Source organism: Bradyrhizobium sp. 62B (genome assembly GCF_030272265.2).
GTDB lineage: Bacteria > Pseudomonadota > Alphaproteobacteria > Rhizobiales > Xanthobacteraceae > Bradyrhizobium.
This window is the reverse complement of sequence record NZ_CP092842.1, coordinates 478,402-494,836: the sequence shown is the minus strand read 5'-3', so window position 1 is coordinate 494,836 and position 16,435 is coordinate 478,402. Positions and strand designations below refer to the sequence as shown.

Sequence of the window (16,435 nt, the reverse complement as noted above, 5' to 3'; positions counted from 1 at the left end):
GTGACCGCAGAGATATTTGACATCATCGTCGTCGGGGCAGGTATGGCCGGCAACGCAGCAGCCCTCACGCTTGCCAAGCGCGGCCTGAAAGTTCTTCAGCTCGAGCGTGGCGAATATCCCGGCTCGAAGAACGTGCAGGGTGCGATCCTCTATGCCGATATACTGGAGACGCTGGTCGCCAACTTTCGAGAGGACGCGCCGCTTGAGCGGCATCTGGTCGAACAGCGCTTCTGGATGATGGACGACCGCTCTCACACCGGCCTGCACTACCGCTCCGACGACTTCAACGAAGAAAAGCCGAACCGCTATACTATCATCCGCGCCCAGTTCGACCGGTGGTTCTCGCAGAAAGTTCGCGAAGCCGGCGCCACGGTGCTATGCGAGACAACGGCAACCGAACTAGTACAGGATGCTAACGGCAAGGTGGTGGGTGTGCGGACTGACCGCGCCGATGGTGAGATCCATGCTGGCGCCGTCGTGCTTGCGGAAGGCGTCAACGGCCTTCTTGGCACCCGGGCCGGCATACGCAAGCGGCCTACGCCGGACATCGTCGCACTCGCCGTGAAGGAGATGCATTTCCTACCGCGCGAAGCCATCGAGGCCCGCTTCAATCTTAAGGGGGATGAAGGGGTGGTCATCGAGGCTGCGGGCACTATCTCCCGCGGCATGACAGGCATGGGCTTCATCTACGCCAATAAGGAATGCATCTCGCTTGGCATCGGGTGCCTGGTCGCACACTTCACACGCACCGGTGAGACGCCGTATGGTCTGCTCGATCGCTTTAAGCGGCATTCTTCGGTCGCTCCGCTGATCGAGGGTTCGGAGGTCAAGGAATATGCCGCGCATCTCATCCCCGAGGGTGGCTTCAAGGCCATTCCGCAGCTATATGGCGAGGGCTGGGTCGTCGTAGGCGACGCCGCCCAGCTCAACAACGCTATGCATCGCGAAGGCTCGAACCTCGCAATGACATCGGGGCGACTCGCTGCCGAAGCGATCATCCAAATCAAAACGCGCGGAGCCCCAATGACAGCGACGAACCTGTCGATTTACGAGACGATGCTGGACCAATCGTTCGTCATTAAGGACCTGAGGAAGTACAAGGACATGCCCGCGCTGATGCACACCCATTCCCGGAACTTTTTTCTGACATATCCGGAGCTCGTCTCGAAATCGATGCAGAATTTCTTGCGGGTGGACGGGACACCAAAGGCCGAGAAGGAAAAGCAATCACTAAACTCCTTCGTCAACAGCCGTTCGTGGAGCGGCCTGCTCGGTGATGCCGTTCGCCTCGCGCGCGCTTGGCGGTAACGCTTCTCTCACACCCTCATGAGGGCTAACCATGTCGACCGACCGATCCGTGCGTGTCGAGGACAGGCTATTCTACAACCGCTACCTGCTTGATCCTGGGCGCCCTCACATCAAGGTGCGGCCACACACGACGCCATCCTCGGAGCTCGTGAGCATGCTGACAACCTGCCCGGCTCACTGCTATGTAGCCAACGACAAGCACCAGATAGAAGTCGCCGTGGACGGCTGCATCGAGTGCGGCACTTGCCGCGTGATCTGCGAGGAGAGCGGTGACATCGAGTGGAGCTATCCGCGCGGTGGTTACGGCGTGCTGTTCAAGTTTGGCTAATAATTCGGCTCAACGTAGCTGTGATCTTTCAGGAGGTGCCCATCCGTTCTGAGGCGAGAGAGCTGAGTTCCGAAGCTTCAGTGTTCCGGGGAGAGACTGGATGAACACCCACAAGAATGCGCCGTTGATGCCCAAAGGTCGATAGGCGATGCTGCGGAGGAGAGTAGGCTGCCCAAGCCGGTGGCTGACCCGTGAAACACCTTGCCGAAGACGATTGAAAAACTAGGTCAAGCGGTTCCGCGCGGAAGGTGTTGCTGGGTCGCGCGATCGCTCCTCCAGACCCCATTCATCGCCAAGTCCCGCCAGCCACATGTGCGGGCTCGACGCATTGCGCCGCCATCGCTACACCGGCAAGCAGATCGCCGACGAGGTCGAAGTGTCGACGGCCACCGTCAGCCATCCTCGTCGCTTAGAATTGAACCGGATCGCGAGGAACTGACTGAGCGGGAAGGCCGATATGAGCGTGAAAGCCCAGGCGAGATCATTCGCGTCGACATCATAACGCTGTGGTGTTTTTGAAGGTATCGGAGACCGCATTACCCGGCGCTCCGAGCCCGTCTGCATTGACGACCACTCCCGTGTCGCCTTTTCCGAGATCAAACCCTTGGCGCCCAAGGGACGTTGCTGCACTTTCGGACGTCCCCAAGACCCCGCGCGACATTTTTGGCGCGCAATAGACGTGTTTCTGTTGCCTAACCTCGTCTGCAATGTCCCCGGCCGCGCGCCGCAAGCCGTCCATCACCGGAACAGTTGCGCCCCTCCACGTGCTGAACGCCGCGGGATTTGGTTACGCGAAGAAGTACTCACACCATGCTCGCGCAATCATCAAAACGTCCGGCCTGCTGATGTTGCCATTTAGAGAGACATTTTCTCTTTCTTAAATGGACCATTGACCCATTTCTGTCGTCTCCCCTATGAAGCGCCAGCTGCAACGAATGCGGATTGAACACGACCGGGGATCGCAGATGAGCCACATATCTCAAGCGTCCAGTGCGCGAGTTACGATTCCGCTCCTTCAACATTGGAAGGAGGAAAGGCGGCGCATAACGATGACCACCGCATATGATGCCGTGACAGCGCGGATTGCCGATTCCATCGTCGATATCCTCCTCGTGGGCGACAGCGTCGGCAATGTCTGCCTGGGCTACGACAATACGCTTCCGGTCAGCATGCCGATGATGAACTATCATCTGGAGGCTGTCGCGCGCACAAGACCTCGTGCCCTGCTCGTGGCTGATATGCCGTTTCTCAGCTTCCATGTCAGCCCGCAGGAAACTATCCGCAACGCAGGTGGCTTCCTGCAACGGGGGGCAGATGCCGTCAAGCTGGAAGGGGGCGCCAAGCGCATCGACATGATACGCGCGCTGGTCCAATGCGAAATCCCGGTGATGGGACACCTCGGCCTCACGCCGCAAAGCGTCAACGTCATGGGCGGCTTCAAGGTGCAGGGTCGCACGAGCGAGGCTGCGTTGCAACTGCTTGAGGACGCGCACAGCCTCGAGCAAGCCGGATGCTTTGCGCTCGTGCTCGAGGGCATTCCGGCCGAGCTTGCAGCACGTGCGACCGAAATCTTGCAGATACCGACTATCGGGATCGGAGCCGGAGCCAAATGCTCGGGCCAGGTGCTCGTATTTCACGACGTTGTGGGATTGACGGAAGGGCACCGGCCGAAATTCGTGCGCTCCTATTCGAACGGATTTCAGGTCATGCAGGAAGCGCTCGCACGCTGGGCGGCCGATGTCCGCGAGGGCGCATTTCCGGACGATCACGAATCCTACAGTTTGCCGGAATCCTTGACGGAGGTCCTGGCAAACTGGACGCCAGGCGAGCGAAGCGGATGTTAGCATCATGCGCACCATAAGAACCGTCCGCGAACTGCGCGACGCCCTCGCAGAGGCTCGCAAACTGGATGGCAGCATCGGATTTGTGCCCACCATGGGATACCTGCACGAGGGTCATCTTGCGCTTGTGCAGGCGAGTCGGACACGCTGCAGCACCACGGTCCTGAGCATCTTCGTCAATCCAACTCAGTTCGGTCCGAAGGAAGATCTCAGCGTCTATCCGCGGAACTTTCACCGCGACGAACGACTGTGCCGCGACGCAGGCGTCAATATTATCTTTGCCCCCGAGACGGAGGAGGTCTATCCGTCCGGGTTCGAAACCTTCATTGAACCGGGTGCGTCGGCACAACCTCTCTGTGGACCGTTCAGGCTGGGACATTTCCGCGGCGTTGCGACCGTCGTCTGTAAGCTGTTCAACATGGTGCAGCCCGATCTGGCGTTCTTCGGACAGAAGGACTTCCAGCAATGTGCCGTGGTACGGCGGATGGTCGTCGATCTCAATCTGCCCATTGAGATCGTCACGGTCCCGACCGTTCGTGATCCGGACGGCCTCGCAATGAGCAGCCGCAACCGCTATCTCAGCGCTCTTGAACGTGACCGCGCCCTTTCTATCAGCCGAGGCCTGTTCGCAGCGCAAGCCGCCTTCCAGGAGGGAGAGCTCGATCCCGCCCGGCTGCTGTCAATCGCCCATCAGACCATGGAAGAGGTCGACGAGCTCCAATACCTGGAGATCGTCGACGCAGAAACAATCACGCCAGCCATGGGCGAGCTGTCGCGTCCCGCTGCGATCTGCGTAGCAGGGTATATTGGCTCAACTCGGTTGATCGACAACATCTTGCTCGACACTAAGAGCCTTGCCAGGTGACCCTGCGCTGATAGGCGAGCCACGTCCGTCGCAGCCAGGGGGCCAGGCGGCGCTCCAGCGCGCGCGTGCTGATCGCAGGGCGCCCTTATTGCGATGATGTTGCTGCTCGTTCGGCCTTTTGCAGCTTGAGTGCACGACGCTTCATCGTCGCGGTCAGCTTTTTTGTTTTTTTCGTGCGAGGTTTCTTTGGTGCAATGATGCCAGCTTGGGATAGTTGGTTCGGTCCGGTCTTCGTCATCACATTCTCCGAATATGTTTGGTCAAACACACGGTTGATTTCAGGCCGACACCGCGGCAGCTAACGCCGCACGGATGGCCGCTCGCCAGCTCGCGGCGGGGAAGCTGGATAACGCGGGCCGGGTGGCGCACTCAGCAGCAAAAACAAAGCCCTATTGGCCTCATACCGGGCGGCCGCCCGGCTGCGTTTCGAACCTGCCATGATCAGCATGCCTTCATCCGTCGAGAGCGACCATGACCAACTGCGGCCGCGGCGACCGAGCGAAATCTCATAATAGGAAAATGGCTCGGACATCGAATTCATTGTCTGCGTGCGGCGAGCTCCGGACCATCCCCGCTCGGACGCGCCTGCTTAGCAGATGGGGACCATATCAAGCATGTTGCGAACGTGCTGATCAACCTCTTGCACCCCCCTGCGATGAAAATCGTCAATAAATTCCGATTCTGCGCCGAATTCCGTTGGACTGCCGAGCCCGTTCTCGCCATGACTTGCAATGTCGTCCGTTCGTACCATCAGAACCTGGTGGGCATCCGGAGCAGAGTGTATATTGCGCTATTTTCAGACGAAGACCAAATTTACGGTGTGTGCTTGCTGGTACCGTCATTTTCCTTCACGTTTTCGGAGTCGCCCGTGTTGGACCCAACGACGAGTATCCTTCTCCGCGCCGTACTCGATGAGGTCTGCCAGGAGGTCTCCCTCAGTGAGATTGGCCTTCGCGCACATGTCGCCTCTAAGTTGATTGAAGCCGCGACCAACGGCGAGACTACGGCGGAGGGCCTCAGGCAGGTCGCGCTTGACGCGCTTCGCTCGAAGCCGACGATGTGGCGCTAGGTCCGGGCGAGACTGTGCAATCCAAGTGACTTCATCACTGACGGGTATTAGACGCGTAGGACCGTGCGCCATTTCCGGTGATTTGTACGTCTTCGCCCTAATAGCTCCATCTCAAGTCTCAAGCGAGCTCCCTCCAGCCGATGCCTGAGTACGGAAAGACTGCCGGCCAATTTAGCCAGTTCCTGAAGTCCCAGGTCGCCGAACGCAAACTGATCGAGCTCTTCTTCTTGTGCCGCGATGCTAGCGAGACGCTTGCAAGCCTTATCCGTCAACACCAACTGCATGACGCGCGCGTCCCTGGCACAGGGCTTGCGACGGAGGAACCCCTTCGTTTCCAATACCTTCGATTGTATCGTTATGAACGACGGATCAACTTTCATTAATTTAGCAACTACGTTGCCCGGAACGCCCTTTCCTTTATTCAAATCCGTCAGTGCCATCAAGATCATCAATTGAGGCCCGGTGATTCCAAGTGCATTCGCCCGGAAGTCGCGAATGTCCTCCAGACATACACTAATGGATCTAATTTCCCATGTGAATCGCCGGGCCACTTGCTGGGTCTCAGTGGCGCCGTTTCCGTCTTGTATTACTAGCTTAGACAATAGGGCACCATCGGGAGTCCACTTTCAAGCTCGTCTCGAGATGAACGCATTCAAGCAGAAGCCAAGCTCGCTCGCCTGCATTTAATCTGATGTTCCGTGCAAAGGTCGCGGGACCCGACGACCCAATCCATCGCCTGCTACAAAGATCTGGGAAGTATAACTACCGGGCGTTTGATCCGGTCCGTTCCAGAGCGGCTGCTGCAAATAGCGCGACGGTCTCATCGAAAGTGAGACCGGGATGCAGAGTCCATAAGGAAGTCATTCCTGATCGGGCGCCATCCGTTCCCACATCTTCCTACTTCTGGTATATCGGCCAGCCAATTCGCTACGCGCTTTGCGCCGAGGACCACGCAGACGTTTGAGAGCAGGGATGTACACCTTTGCCTCCAAGAGCAGGCAGCGGCTGCGAGATGCACGGCCTTACCGATCGACTACGCCGCAGCTTTGCACATGCGCGGTGGTGAAATTCGTCGAAAACGCGGCTCTGACGTAGGAATCGAGCGTAACGCGGGAAACAGTAGCTGAATATTACAACCGTATCGGTGCCGCATACTCGGTCAACGCTGCCGAGCCTTACGCGGCGTGGACGTTGGGAGACGAACGTGGACCTTCGCCGGCTCAGATGCAGGCAGCAATCGTGCCATCCCGTACTCTAATAGAGACCGGCGAGATGAACGACGTTGGTCCGCAAGCGCGCTGACCCGCTGGCCGAGCTCCCAGAACCTTGTAACAGTGTCGCCGACTTACTCCCGTGGGATTGGAAGGCGACCGGACAGCCAAAGCAGCCACCCGAGCGTCACCGCCGGCCCGCAGACGCGTGCGCCTGCCCAGGTTACTGGTCGTATGCATACTATGCAAACTCGGGAGGCCGCTGGCACCCAAGGCAGCAGGCAATAAGCGTTGCATATTAGCTGCCCTTCGGCAGCGCAGCTCCTTCTCTGGAGCTGGCTCGCCCTTTCTCAGAGGGGCGGGACCCCGGATGTTCCGCACTTGATCTGCTTTCCTCGCCAATGCTGCGTCGGCCGGCTGCATTTTTTGGCCTTGATCGCCACTCTCCTCGTTAACTCGTTCTGGAGGGTCCACCTATACCGACTATTCTGGCGAGCGACATCTCGACTTCAACAATTGACTCTCGCTGGGGCCGGAGATCCAAAAGGACAGGGTCTAGTCTTTCTTCGAGTCATGCAAGTGTTGCATGAATTGGTCCTGCCTATTAGTAGGCGGCCGGATAAGCTGTTACACGCGGCTACCCACTTCTTCAAATCTCGTTGGGTATCGCCGCGCGCTGTACGGCCCGCCGCGGGCGAGGCTGCCAAAATGATGATGCGCTTGCAGATTGATGATCGGTGTCGGTGAACTGATTTGACGATCTTGGCTGTCGTTGAATTGCATAGGAGAGACTATTTCGGGTCCGTCGCCAGCGTGGAGAACTCAGATGATGGACGCAATGTGACACGTCGTTGAAGTCAAGCTGCTGAGCCGCGGCATCATGCCCGCGCGGCGTCATTGTAAGCCTCATTTCATTTTGATAGTCACTGTGCACGTGAGCCCCTTTTTTGATGCTCCTAAGCGGGATAGATACCTATCCGTCCATTGGACATCAGCAGTATGGACGACATGTGGATTGCTGGAAGACGCGACATGCAAGTGAAAGAACAACTCGAACGAGCCCTGAATGGGCTCATCTGGAACGTTGTCGAGGTGCAATCACAGCTCGAGGCGATTCATGAGAGTTGGGCTGAGCTGTTGGGCGTCACTCAATCTCAGTGGTTGATGTTGATGGCCGTCGATGAACTCGATGACGGATCAGGCGTCTGCGCAACATCTGTTGCCAACAAGCTGCGAATTCACCCCGCCTACGTGACCCACCAGGCCAATCAGCTGAAAAGAATGGAGCTGTTGTCAGGGCAACCGTCAGCCGATCACGCACGATACCTGCGTGTCAGGCTGACGCACAAGGCTCGTACGACACTCCGAAAACTTTCAGTCAAGCGAGACGCGCTCAATTCCGCGATGCTAGACGGCTTCGATGAGGAGACGCTTTGCTATCTCAACGAACGACTGGCCCTGTTCGCTAAAAATGGCCGATTAGCATCGCAGAAACTGCGCATCGGTATCTTATAGGCTTATACTTATCCTGCGTGCCTAAAGCCCGACTCCGTCGCCGAGCGCCGCATTTCCATTGATACGCTCCATCGGGCCCCGGTATTCAGCGGCGGCCGGCAATGGGGGCCTGCCGAGACGGCTGTGCGGAAGGCAGTCTCTTTGCTGCTGGACTTGCGAATAACAGTTGCCGCGCTAAAGCGCCGGATGCGATTGCAGCTTATCGATCAGCCAACTGAAGATGCGATCATCAGAAGTTACGAAATTCTCGACCTGAGCGACAGGAGCCCTCGCTAGGCGCGGTATCGGCAACTGCAGATCGACCGGACCTGTCCCCTCGACGTCACGTTCCAATTCGATCGCTTCTGATAAACTGACAATACCGCGTCCGCCCGCTACCACAAGCGCGGGACACTTCAATTGGCGCAGACATCGCGATCGATACGCTGACATCATCTTCTCATTTGGCTCTTTTGCAGCCGTCGCAAGCCAATTGATAGAAGCCGTCATGCGAGCCCAATTCCAGAGGCCGCCATCGCAGACCGCTGCAGCAACCCGACGATCAGATGCCGCGAAGTCAGTAGCGAGAGCCGCGGAGATCCCGTCTCCGTACACGCCAATGCGCCTCGCATCAACGTCAGACCGGGCTGACAAATAATCCAGACAGGCGGACAATAACATGTCCGATTCACCTCGTTGGCGCCTCGAGACCTCGTCGTGTGTCACCACCAGAACGGATATGCCCCGGTCAACCACGACCGGCAATAGCCTTCCAAGCAGCATCGTAGCGGTCTCGCCGTCGCCGCTGATGCAAATAACGGCTGGCGTATTCGCGCTTCGGCCGGACAAGTAGAGTGCGGCAATTTCGTAATGATCGTAGCATTCGATTTTGACATGCTGGATCTTCTGCTCCAGCGAATGAAACTTCCAGACCGTGGCGTCTATCCGGGCCGCAACCTCTTCATCATCTGAACTGTCCAGATTTAGCAGCCGCTTGGCCACTTCCCAGGTAGTTAACGCGCACAGCCAGGCACTGGCCGCTTCGTTCCGGTATCCCAAGGTTCTATTCGTATCACCTAAAGACTCATGGGCAGCGCTGATGCTAATCCACCTCGTGGCCCACTCTCTTGGGCCCATCGATCGAGAGGCACCTTCGAGATTGTCGAGAAACGCTGCGGCGCTCTTGCGCGTGGATGCAAGATCCTCTCTCACCTGAGGCCATGCGGCGCCGTCCATCCAGTCGCTCCTCTCCAGCTAGCATGGCTTTGAGTGCCAGATAGCTTCGCGTTATCCGCAAAATTCTAACCGGCTAGAGAGCAGAAACCGCTTTGGATGAGGCCACCTCGAGCTGAAATCCTGCTTTTGCCGATGATGGCACGCAGATTTTCTGCGATTTGGCCTTGCCTACCCGCTACCAGGAGCTCGCTTCGGAATAAACGGCGCTGCAAAAGATGCCATCCAGCTGTACCTAAATATGCAGCGGCTTTCGTTTAATTCGGCCATCGGTTAACGGGGCTGTAAGCGCTGACCCGACCGAACTCCGCCACACATCGTACTGCGTGAACGCCTTCTTTAGCTGCCCCGAATACGGGGCTGGCCTCGAAGGGCGAGAAGCAAATTGCGCAAGAAAGAGCGTGACGAGGCGACCAGATTTAGGGCGCTCCAAGTGCATCCTCCAGGATGGCCTTCAGGCGTGCAGCTCCCTTGGCCAGCTGGCCATCGAGGTCGGATTTGATGGCCGCAGCGCAATCGCCTCCGAGCTCGATGGGATGAACGGCGTCGTTCTGCTCCGGCGCACCTAGCGGCAGAAGCTGATAGGCCTTTATCCCGAGCGCATGGGTGTCATTGGCCCAAGCAGCGATGCGTGCCTCACCATAGGAAGCGGCTCGACCACGGGCAACGGTGCACAGTCTATTGCATCCGCATAGCTGCCCCATGAAATAGGCCTGAAGGTCTATCAGAGAATCGTCCCACATGCTATGGAACCTCTCATCTGTTTGACATGCGATGCGGTTTTTGAAGGTTGCCCTGACAACGCTTAGAATTCTACTTCCCGTCTGCATCGCCATCCTGGCGGGCAGCACGTCGACTGCGCTCGGGTGGGGACAGCTCGGGCATTCCGTGTTTGCTGAGCTCGCGCAGCGTTTCCGCGGGCAGGGCTGTATCAACGCTTCCTATAGCGCTGCTCACCGTGCTCTGCCCTCGACCGTCGCCGACGGATCGTTCTTCGAATCTGACTGACGAGATAAACGCCCCAAATGATCAGCATCTTGCCAACGCATTCCCTGCTCCTGCCAAGCCTTAAGGTACGTTGACAGGCGGCATGGCTTCCGTCGGACGCAACGCGAAACTCTCACGCTGGTGCCCGCGCATGGCGAAGATAATTGCAACGATGGCAAGGACAATCAGAGACCCACGCATGTCGAAAGGATACTCCCCAACTCTTATCGCAATTATGAAGCCGCTCAAATCTCACTGGCGGAGGTCATGGAGCATCTTGTACGGCCAACGTCCAAGCATCTTAAATGGTATGCCAAGCCTTAAACGAGGCCTGCTGCTGCCACACGGCTCAGTTGTCTCAAGCTGTGCCCGAAAAATGCATTTTCAAAGCGCAATAGCCGAAATTCTGCGCGCAAACGGACTAACAACAGCCGCAACACACTTGCTCCGATTCGACGCTGGCAGACAGCCGAGGCGCTCATGCGCGAACATGATCTCATCTCGGGAAGCTTCCTGGGCCTGACAGGAGCAGGATTTGTCCTCCTGTGCGCCAGCCTGTTCGCATTTACCATTTAATAGAGAACCGCTAGCTCGGAGCCGGCGCGGATCAGCGACAGTTACTTTGATGTTTGGGTCTAAGCAGAGACGTGCGCTTGCCTTGGACCGGGCAGGTGAGCTATAAGCCGAGTTCATTGTTTAGGTTAATTGAGGAACTCAACCGCAGCATTTTCTTGCCGCACATCCAGCGCCCTTTTGTTTGGGAAGAGGATCAGATGCTGCGGCTGTTCGATAGCCTGATGCGCAATTACCCGATCCAGACATTTATATTTTGGCGTACCAAGGACGAGATCAAGGCGCGCAAATTCATGGAGCGCGTCGAATGGGATGCGGACCTCAGCGATTTCTACGATCCGGGCAAAAGCAAGAAGGACGTAGAGAAGGTCTTTGTGCTCGACGGGCAGCAGCGCCTCCAGACGCTCTACGCGCTTTTTTGCGGCCCAATCACTTCCGCCGATAATCGCAGGGCAGAAGCGTATTTCGATATCACGAGCGGGATCGTCCCGGATGACCGGGGATTGCTGCACCGCGTTCAGTTTTTCGGCGGAGCCGCTCCAGTTTCCCTGGTACCGCATCGCCGACGCGCCAAGCCGCGATGGACAACGAAATTCCGAGGAAGTAGCCGACCGCATCAATTCCTCCATGGACAATCTGAATCCCACGACCCGCTAGACAAGCGGGAGGCGCCTCCGCAAGCCAAGGAGCGAGAGAAACGTGTGCGTCGGAATTCCGGCCAGTTGCTATCGCTGCTCCGGGAGGAAAAGCACTTCTGGATTCAGGAGCTCGATGGCGTCGCGAACGAATATCCGTATGACAGGATTCTCGACATCTTTGTCCGGGTGAATTCGGGCGGCACTAACCTGGATGCGTCTGACCTCATGTTCGCAGCCATGAAGGAGGCGTGGTCCGACGTCGAAGAGGTAATCGAACAGACAACCGAGATGTTGAATGGCACGAATCTGCAATTCGACAAGACTTTCCCATTGAAGTGCCTGCTCGTGGCTCACGGCCGGGGCGCGGAAGCATCCCCCGAAAAATTCACGGGTCCGGATGGCCATGGGTTGATGTCCGCCATCAATACGAATTGGGCAAGGGCGGAGCAGGCCTTCCAGGAATTGCGGGATTTCCTCAAGAACGACCTGAAGATTTATGCTGACAAGGTCATACGAAGCTATAACAGCTTCATCCCCCTGTTCGACTTCCTCTATCATAACCCCAAACCCAACGAGCCGACCCGCACGCTCCTGAAGGCCTATCACTACAAGGCGCAGTTGTTCGGCTGGTACTCTCAAGGCACGGACACCGTCGTGAACGCGCTCCACACGATCGTTGGCAAGCCGAACCCCGGCGGATTCCCGATGACGGAGATCAAGGACTATTTTAAGAAGCGCGGCTCGGCGACAGAACTGACGCGCGCGCATATGAATGAAACGCGGTTGCGCTTCATCCTTCTGAACCAGGTCTACGTCGACCAGATGGGTGCGTCTCCTTTAGATGTAAACTTCAAGGGCAACGATCCTCATGTCGATCATATTTATCCGCAGAGCATGCTGCGATCGAAACTGGGTTTCTTAAGCGCGGATATCAATCATCTGGGCAATCTAAGATTTATGGGGGCGACTGACAACATCCGAAAACGGTCTGAGCTGCCTGCCGAGTATTTCGCCCGTATGAAAGCGGGAGGGATGGACATCACCAAACATCTTCTCTTGCCCGAGTATGCTAGGGACCCCGCGAAACTCGCGTTCGACAATGCGTCATATAAGGAATTCCGCGACCTTCGCTTTGAGAGGATGTGGGATATCTTGTCGTCAACAACGAATCCTGAAGTCACGTAACAAGCAACGTCCCTTAAGCGGTTAAACGGCACCATGTCGACCATTCACGAGAAGATCGTCGAGGAGCTCATTGCGGAGCTGGCCGACAAGAAGTCATTGAGCGCAGAAAAAACCAAAGCGCTTCACAGCCTGCTGATCGCCGACGGGAAACTGCGTCCGGACGATCTCATCCAGTTGTTCTCGGCCGACGAGGGTGAGGTCGCATGATCAAAATTGTCGCGGCTCATATCGAAGAAGTCCGGGGTATCCGCAAGCTGGATATCCGGCTTGACCAGGCAACGTTCGCGATTTCGGGACCTAACGGGTCGGGCAAAAGCGGCGTCATCGACGCCATTGAATTTGCCTTGACCGGGCAAATTGGCCGGTTGACGGGGCCCGGTACAAAGGACCTTTCCGTCAGCGAGCATGGACCCCACGTCGACAAGGTGAAGTTTCCCGATGCTGCCTTTGTTAAGCTGGAGGTGTATTTTCCGTCCCTGAAGAAGGCCGCATCCATCACGCGCAAGGTGTCGGCACCCAAGAAGCCTGTAATCACTCCAAAGGATTCTGCCATCAAGGCGGCATTCGATGAGATCGCCTCGCATCCCGAGATCACGCTGTCTCGCCGTGAGATCCTGCGGCTCATTTTGGTGGAACCAGCGAAGCGGTCGGACGAGATCCAGACAATTCTCAAGCTAGATGCGGTGGGGCAAACTCGCGGTGCCCTGAATACGGCCCATAATCGGCTGCAGACCGCGCTGAAGGCCGCTGGGGGCCAGGCCTTGTCGAGCCGCGACACGCTTGCGCGGCATCTCAATATTGGCGAATTCAGGCCCGAAGAAATCCTTGCCTCGGTCAATGCCCGGCGCAAAACACTGAATCTGCCTGAGATTGCCAAGCTTGCTGCGGACACGAAGCTGGATCAGCGGTTGCCAGAGCCTGGCAAGGGTGCAGACTTCAACAAGCAGGCTGTGCTTAGGGACCTCAACGCGCTGTCCGACGGTATTTCAGAACTTCCCAAAGCCGGGGCGCCTGCGGCGGATGCCATCCTCGCGGCTATTTCACGGCTTGAATCTGATCCATCGCTGCTCAGTGCCCTTCATCATCGTGCCTTGGTCGAGCGCGGGCTTGACCTTGTCGACGGTCCGCTCTGCCCGCTTTGCGATCACCCCTGGGCTGACGAAGATCATCTGCGGAGCCACCTGGCCGCGAAACTCGCAAAGTCGCAAGAAGCTGCGACGTTGCAGGCAGCGATGCTCTCGTCCGCGGGCGATCTTTCCCGCGAGTGCGCCAAGCTACGGGAGCTGCTCGTGGCGGGCTACCGTGTCGCGGTTGGCCAGAATCATGCTGCTTCGCGATCGGCGATTGAGGGATGGGGTAAGGAACTAGAAGGGCTGCGGGCTGACCTCGGTAAAATGGAGAGTATCATCGGCCTGAAGCCGCGTCTGACATCTGGCTGGGCCGCACCTCCGAAGGACTTCGCCGACGTCCTTGCATCGCTGGTGGCCACCGTGGAGTCCAAGCCGGATCAAACGGCAACCGTGGATGCACAGACGTTTCTCTCGGCCGCACAGCTTCGGCTCGATGATTATCGCGAGGCAATGCGACGGAAGCAGCGCGCCGAGACGGCAAGCCAAGCTGCGAAGGTGGCTTATGATGCTTACTGCACCGTGATGGAAGCGGAGCTCGATGCGCTCTATCAGGATGTGCAGGAAGATTTCAGCACCTTCTATCGGCTGATCAACGAGGGCGATGAAGAGAAATTTACAGCCAAATTGTCGCCGACCGCTGGCAAGCTGGATTTCTCGGTGAACTTCTACGAACGGGGCCTCTTCCCGCCTGCGGCCTTTCACAGTGAGGGGCATCAGGACGGCATGGGCGTTTGCCTCTACCTTGCTTTGATGAAGCGCCTCTCAGGAGATAAATTCACGCTCGCCCTCCTCGACGACGTCGTGATGTCCGTTGACTCAGGTCATCGGTATCAGTTCTGCAAGCTGCTCAAGACGCATTTCCCGAACACGCAGTTCGTCATCACGACGCATGACCGCTTGTGGGCGGAGCAGATGCGCTCGGCTGGGCTGGTGACGGGCAAGACATCGCTCTCGTTTCACGGATGGACTGTGGAAACGGGGCCCCTCGTCGAGTCCAATGCGGAAGTATGGGACGATATCGCGGCGGCTCTTGCGAAGAACAAAGTGCCTGAGGCGGCAGGGACGCTTCGCCGGCACCTGGAGTATGTCGCGCGGCGTTTGGCGGATAATCTTGGGGCAAGCCCGATTTTCAAATCAGATGGAAATTACGAACTGGGTGAACTCCTGCCGAGCGTTCTGGTGCGGCTGCGCGAACTGTGCGGCAAGGCGGCCGATGCGGCTCAGTCATGGGGAAACAGTGCTGAGAAGGATGCCGCGCTTGAGCGGAAGAAGTTGCTTTCGACGTGCAACGGCGCCGTCAATGTCGAACAATGGGCCGTGAACAAGGCGGTTCACTACAACGAGTGGGCCAACTTCGGGCGCAAGGATTTTGAACCGGTGATTGCTGCCTTTCGTGAACTCCTCGGTTGCTTCCGGTGCGATGGATGCGAGTCCTGGCTATATATTACGCCACGCGGCCATCCGGATTCCGTGCGCTGCTCGTGCAGCCGCGTGAACCTGAACCTCAAATCGAAGGGGAAGTAAGCCGTTGTTTGGCGAACTGCCAGGCGTCATTTCAGAAATTGGGTGTGGACTACGACAGCACTTTACTCGCTATTTGACCTTCCCTGCGCGGCTTCCTAGCTTTGGACCATGTTTGAGATCACAGGCGACGATATTGCGGCTTTGAACGACACGGACCTGCGCACACTCGTGGGCCGCCTGTGTGGAGCCGAGCTACGCCGAGGAGGCCTCTCAGTCTCCGCGGTGACTTATGGCGGAAATCAGACTGCCAAGGACGGCGGCTTGGATGTCCGGATGGCGGCGCCGGCCGGATCAGCCGTCAATGGCTTCATTCCCAGGCCTCAGACCGGTTTTCAGGTAAAGGCACAGGATATGGCGCGAGCCGACATTCTCCATGAGATGAAGCCCAAGCCGTCACAGGTGCTACGCCCCTCGATTATCGAGCTAGCCGATATGGACGGGGCTTATGTCATCGTCAGCTCCAAGGGGTCGGTGACAGACATCGCCCTGAACGACCGCCGGGCCGCGATGGAAGAGGCACTTGTGGGCACGGCTGCCGCTGAGAAGCTTGTCCTGGACTTCCTCGATCGCGACCGCATGGCGACGTGTGTTCGCGACTGTGCCAGAATCTCATTGAAAATCTTCTAGCCGCGTTCCTGCATGGCGGGTTATTGGACGAACTCCCCACGCGTATTCATTTTGACGAAACGCTGAGGCGTTGCAAGGCCGCCGGTATTTTGAACAACGAGTGCGTGACCGAGCTGAAGAAGCTCGTCTCCCTTCGGAATCCCCTGACGCACTTCAGGAACGTGGATGACGAGCGAAGTCTTCACCGGCGCTCGATGGCGACCGGGCGGTACACCAGCGATATATTAAGCAGGGACGCTTGGTTCGCCATTTCGCTCGCATCGCGCATGGATGGGCAAACCGCAGTTCCGGCTCGACGACACTCCCGGCTCCTTTCCACCGGGATGTCGAAACCGTCAAACTCGATGATCTATAAATGGATCAAAACGGCTTAAATGATCTATTTATAAATCATTTCCTTGACAAAGGGTTCCATGCTGGTC

At 57.4% G+C, this 16,435-nt stretch carries 13 protein-coding genes and 2 pseudogenes; 11 read left to right on the top strand and 4 right to left on the bottom strand.

The window, feature by feature from the left end; all coding sequences use genetic code 11:
* The 5 genes and pseudogenes from ML401_RS37305 (at position 1) to panC (ending at position 4,342) form a co-directional block, all read left to right on the top strand.
* The gene (locus tag ML401_RS37305) at positions 1 to 1,308 is read left to right on the top strand and encodes an FAD-dependent oxidoreductase (RefSeq protein WP_285812872.1); all 1,308 of its coding nucleotides are present in this window, start codon (positions 1 to 3) and stop codon (positions 1,306 to 1,308) included.
* Positions 1,309 to 1,339: 31 nt separating this feature from the next.
* Complete coding sequence (locus ML401_RS37300) at positions 1,340 to 1,636, top strand: ferredoxin family protein (protein WP_285812871.1); 297 nt, start codon at positions 1,340 to 1,342, stop codon at positions 1,634 to 1,636.
* A gap of 262 nt (positions 1,637 to 1,898) precedes the next feature.
* Positions 1,899 to 2,075: pseudogene (locus tag ML401_RS37295) on the top strand (IS481 family transposase); the annotation flags it as partial.
* A 526-nt stretch (positions 2,076 to 2,601) separates the two neighbouring features.
* Positions 2,602 to 3,480 carry a 3-methyl-2-oxobutanoate hydroxymethyltransferase gene (gene panB, locus ML401_RS37290; RefSeq protein ID WP_285812870.1) on the top strand — a complete coding sequence of 293 codons (879 nt, stop codon included), beginning with the start codon at positions 2,602 to 2,604 and terminating at the stop codon, positions 3,478 to 3,480.
* Between the two features lie 4 nt (positions 3,481 to 3,484).
* Positions 3,485 to 4,342, top strand: coding sequence for a pantoate--beta-alanine ligase (gene panC / locus ML401_RS37285; protein WP_285812869.1), 858 nt, complete (start codon positions 3,485 to 3,487; stop codon positions 4,340 to 4,342).
* Between the two features lie 85 nt (positions 4,343 to 4,427).
* Here the strand turns inward: panC and ML401_RS37280 are convergent, their stop codons facing one another.
* Both ML401_RS37280 and ML401_RS37275 read right to left on the bottom strand, forming a co-directional pair.
* Entirely contained in the window at positions 4,428 to 4,580 is a 153-nt protein-coding gene (locus tag ML401_RS37280; protein WP_285812868.1) for a hypothetical protein, read from the bottom strand.
* An 878-nt stretch (positions 4,581 to 5,458) separates the two neighbouring features.
* Entirely contained in the window at positions 5,459 to 5,851 is a 393-nt protein-coding gene (locus tag ML401_RS37275; protein WP_376717412.1) for a MarR family winged helix-turn-helix transcriptional regulator, read from the bottom strand.
* Between the two features lie 729 nt (positions 5,852 to 6,580).
* On the opposite strand from ML401_RS37275, the pseudogene ML401_RS37270 reads away from it, so the two are divergent.
* Positions 6,581 to 6,783, top strand: a pseudogene (locus tag ML401_RS37270) (IS66 family transposase); the annotation flags it as partial.
* An 838-nt stretch (positions 6,784 to 7,621) separates the two neighbouring features.
* The gene (locus ML401_RS37265) at positions 7,622 to 8,137 is read left to right on the top strand and encodes a MarR family winged helix-turn-helix transcriptional regulator (RefSeq protein WP_285812866.1); all 516 of its coding nucleotides are present in this window, start codon (positions 7,622 to 7,624) and stop codon (positions 8,135 to 8,137) included.
* A gap of 174 nt (positions 8,138 to 8,311) precedes the next feature.
* Here the strand turns inward: ML401_RS37265 and ML401_RS37260 are convergent, their stop codons facing one another.
* Together ML401_RS37260 and ML401_RS37255 are read right to left on the bottom strand one after the other, a co-directional pair.
* Positions 8,312 to 9,352, bottom strand: a complete 1,041-nt coding sequence (locus ML401_RS37260) for a S9 family peptidase (RefSeq protein WP_285812865.1) — start codon at positions 9,350 to 9,352, stop codon at positions 8,312 to 8,314.
* A gap of 416 nt (positions 9,353 to 9,768) precedes the next feature.
* Positions 9,769 to 10,092 (bottom strand): hypothetical protein, encoded by a 324-nt coding sequence (locus ML401_RS37255; protein WP_285812864.1) that lies wholly within the window; start codon positions 10,090 to 10,092, stop codon positions 9,769 to 9,771.
* Between the two features lie 891 nt (positions 10,093 to 10,983).
* On the opposite strand from ML401_RS37255, the gene ML401_RS37250 reads away from it, so the two are divergent.
* From ML401_RS37250 to ML401_RS37235, 4 genes are all read left to right on the top strand, one after another.
* Positions 10,984 to 12,732 carry a DUF262 domain-containing protein gene (locus ML401_RS37250; protein ID WP_376717411.1) on the top strand — a complete coding sequence of 583 codons (1,749 nt, stop codon included), beginning with the start codon at positions 10,984 to 10,986 and terminating at the stop codon, positions 12,730 to 12,732.
* A gap of 33 nt (positions 12,733 to 12,765) precedes the next feature.
* On the top strand, positions 12,766 to 12,939 hold the full coding sequence (locus ML401_RS37245) for a hypothetical protein (RefSeq protein WP_285812862.1): 174 nt from the start codon (positions 12,766 to 12,768) through the stop codon (positions 12,937 to 12,939).
* Positions 12,936 to 15,386 carry an ATP-binding protein gene (locus ML401_RS37240; protein ID WP_285812861.1) on the top strand — a complete coding sequence of 817 codons (2,451 nt, stop codon included), beginning with the start codon at positions 12,936 to 12,938 and terminating at the stop codon, positions 15,384 to 15,386. The genes ML401_RS37245 and ML401_RS37240 overlap by 4 nt, the downstream gene beginning before the upstream one ends.
* Positions 15,387 to 15,494: 108 nt before the next feature.
* On the top strand, positions 15,495 to 16,013 hold the full coding sequence (locus tag ML401_RS37235) for a hypothetical protein (RefSeq protein WP_285812860.1): 519 nt from the start codon (positions 15,495 to 15,497) through the stop codon (positions 16,011 to 16,013).
* Positions 16,014 to 16,435: the final 422 nt, after the last annotated feature.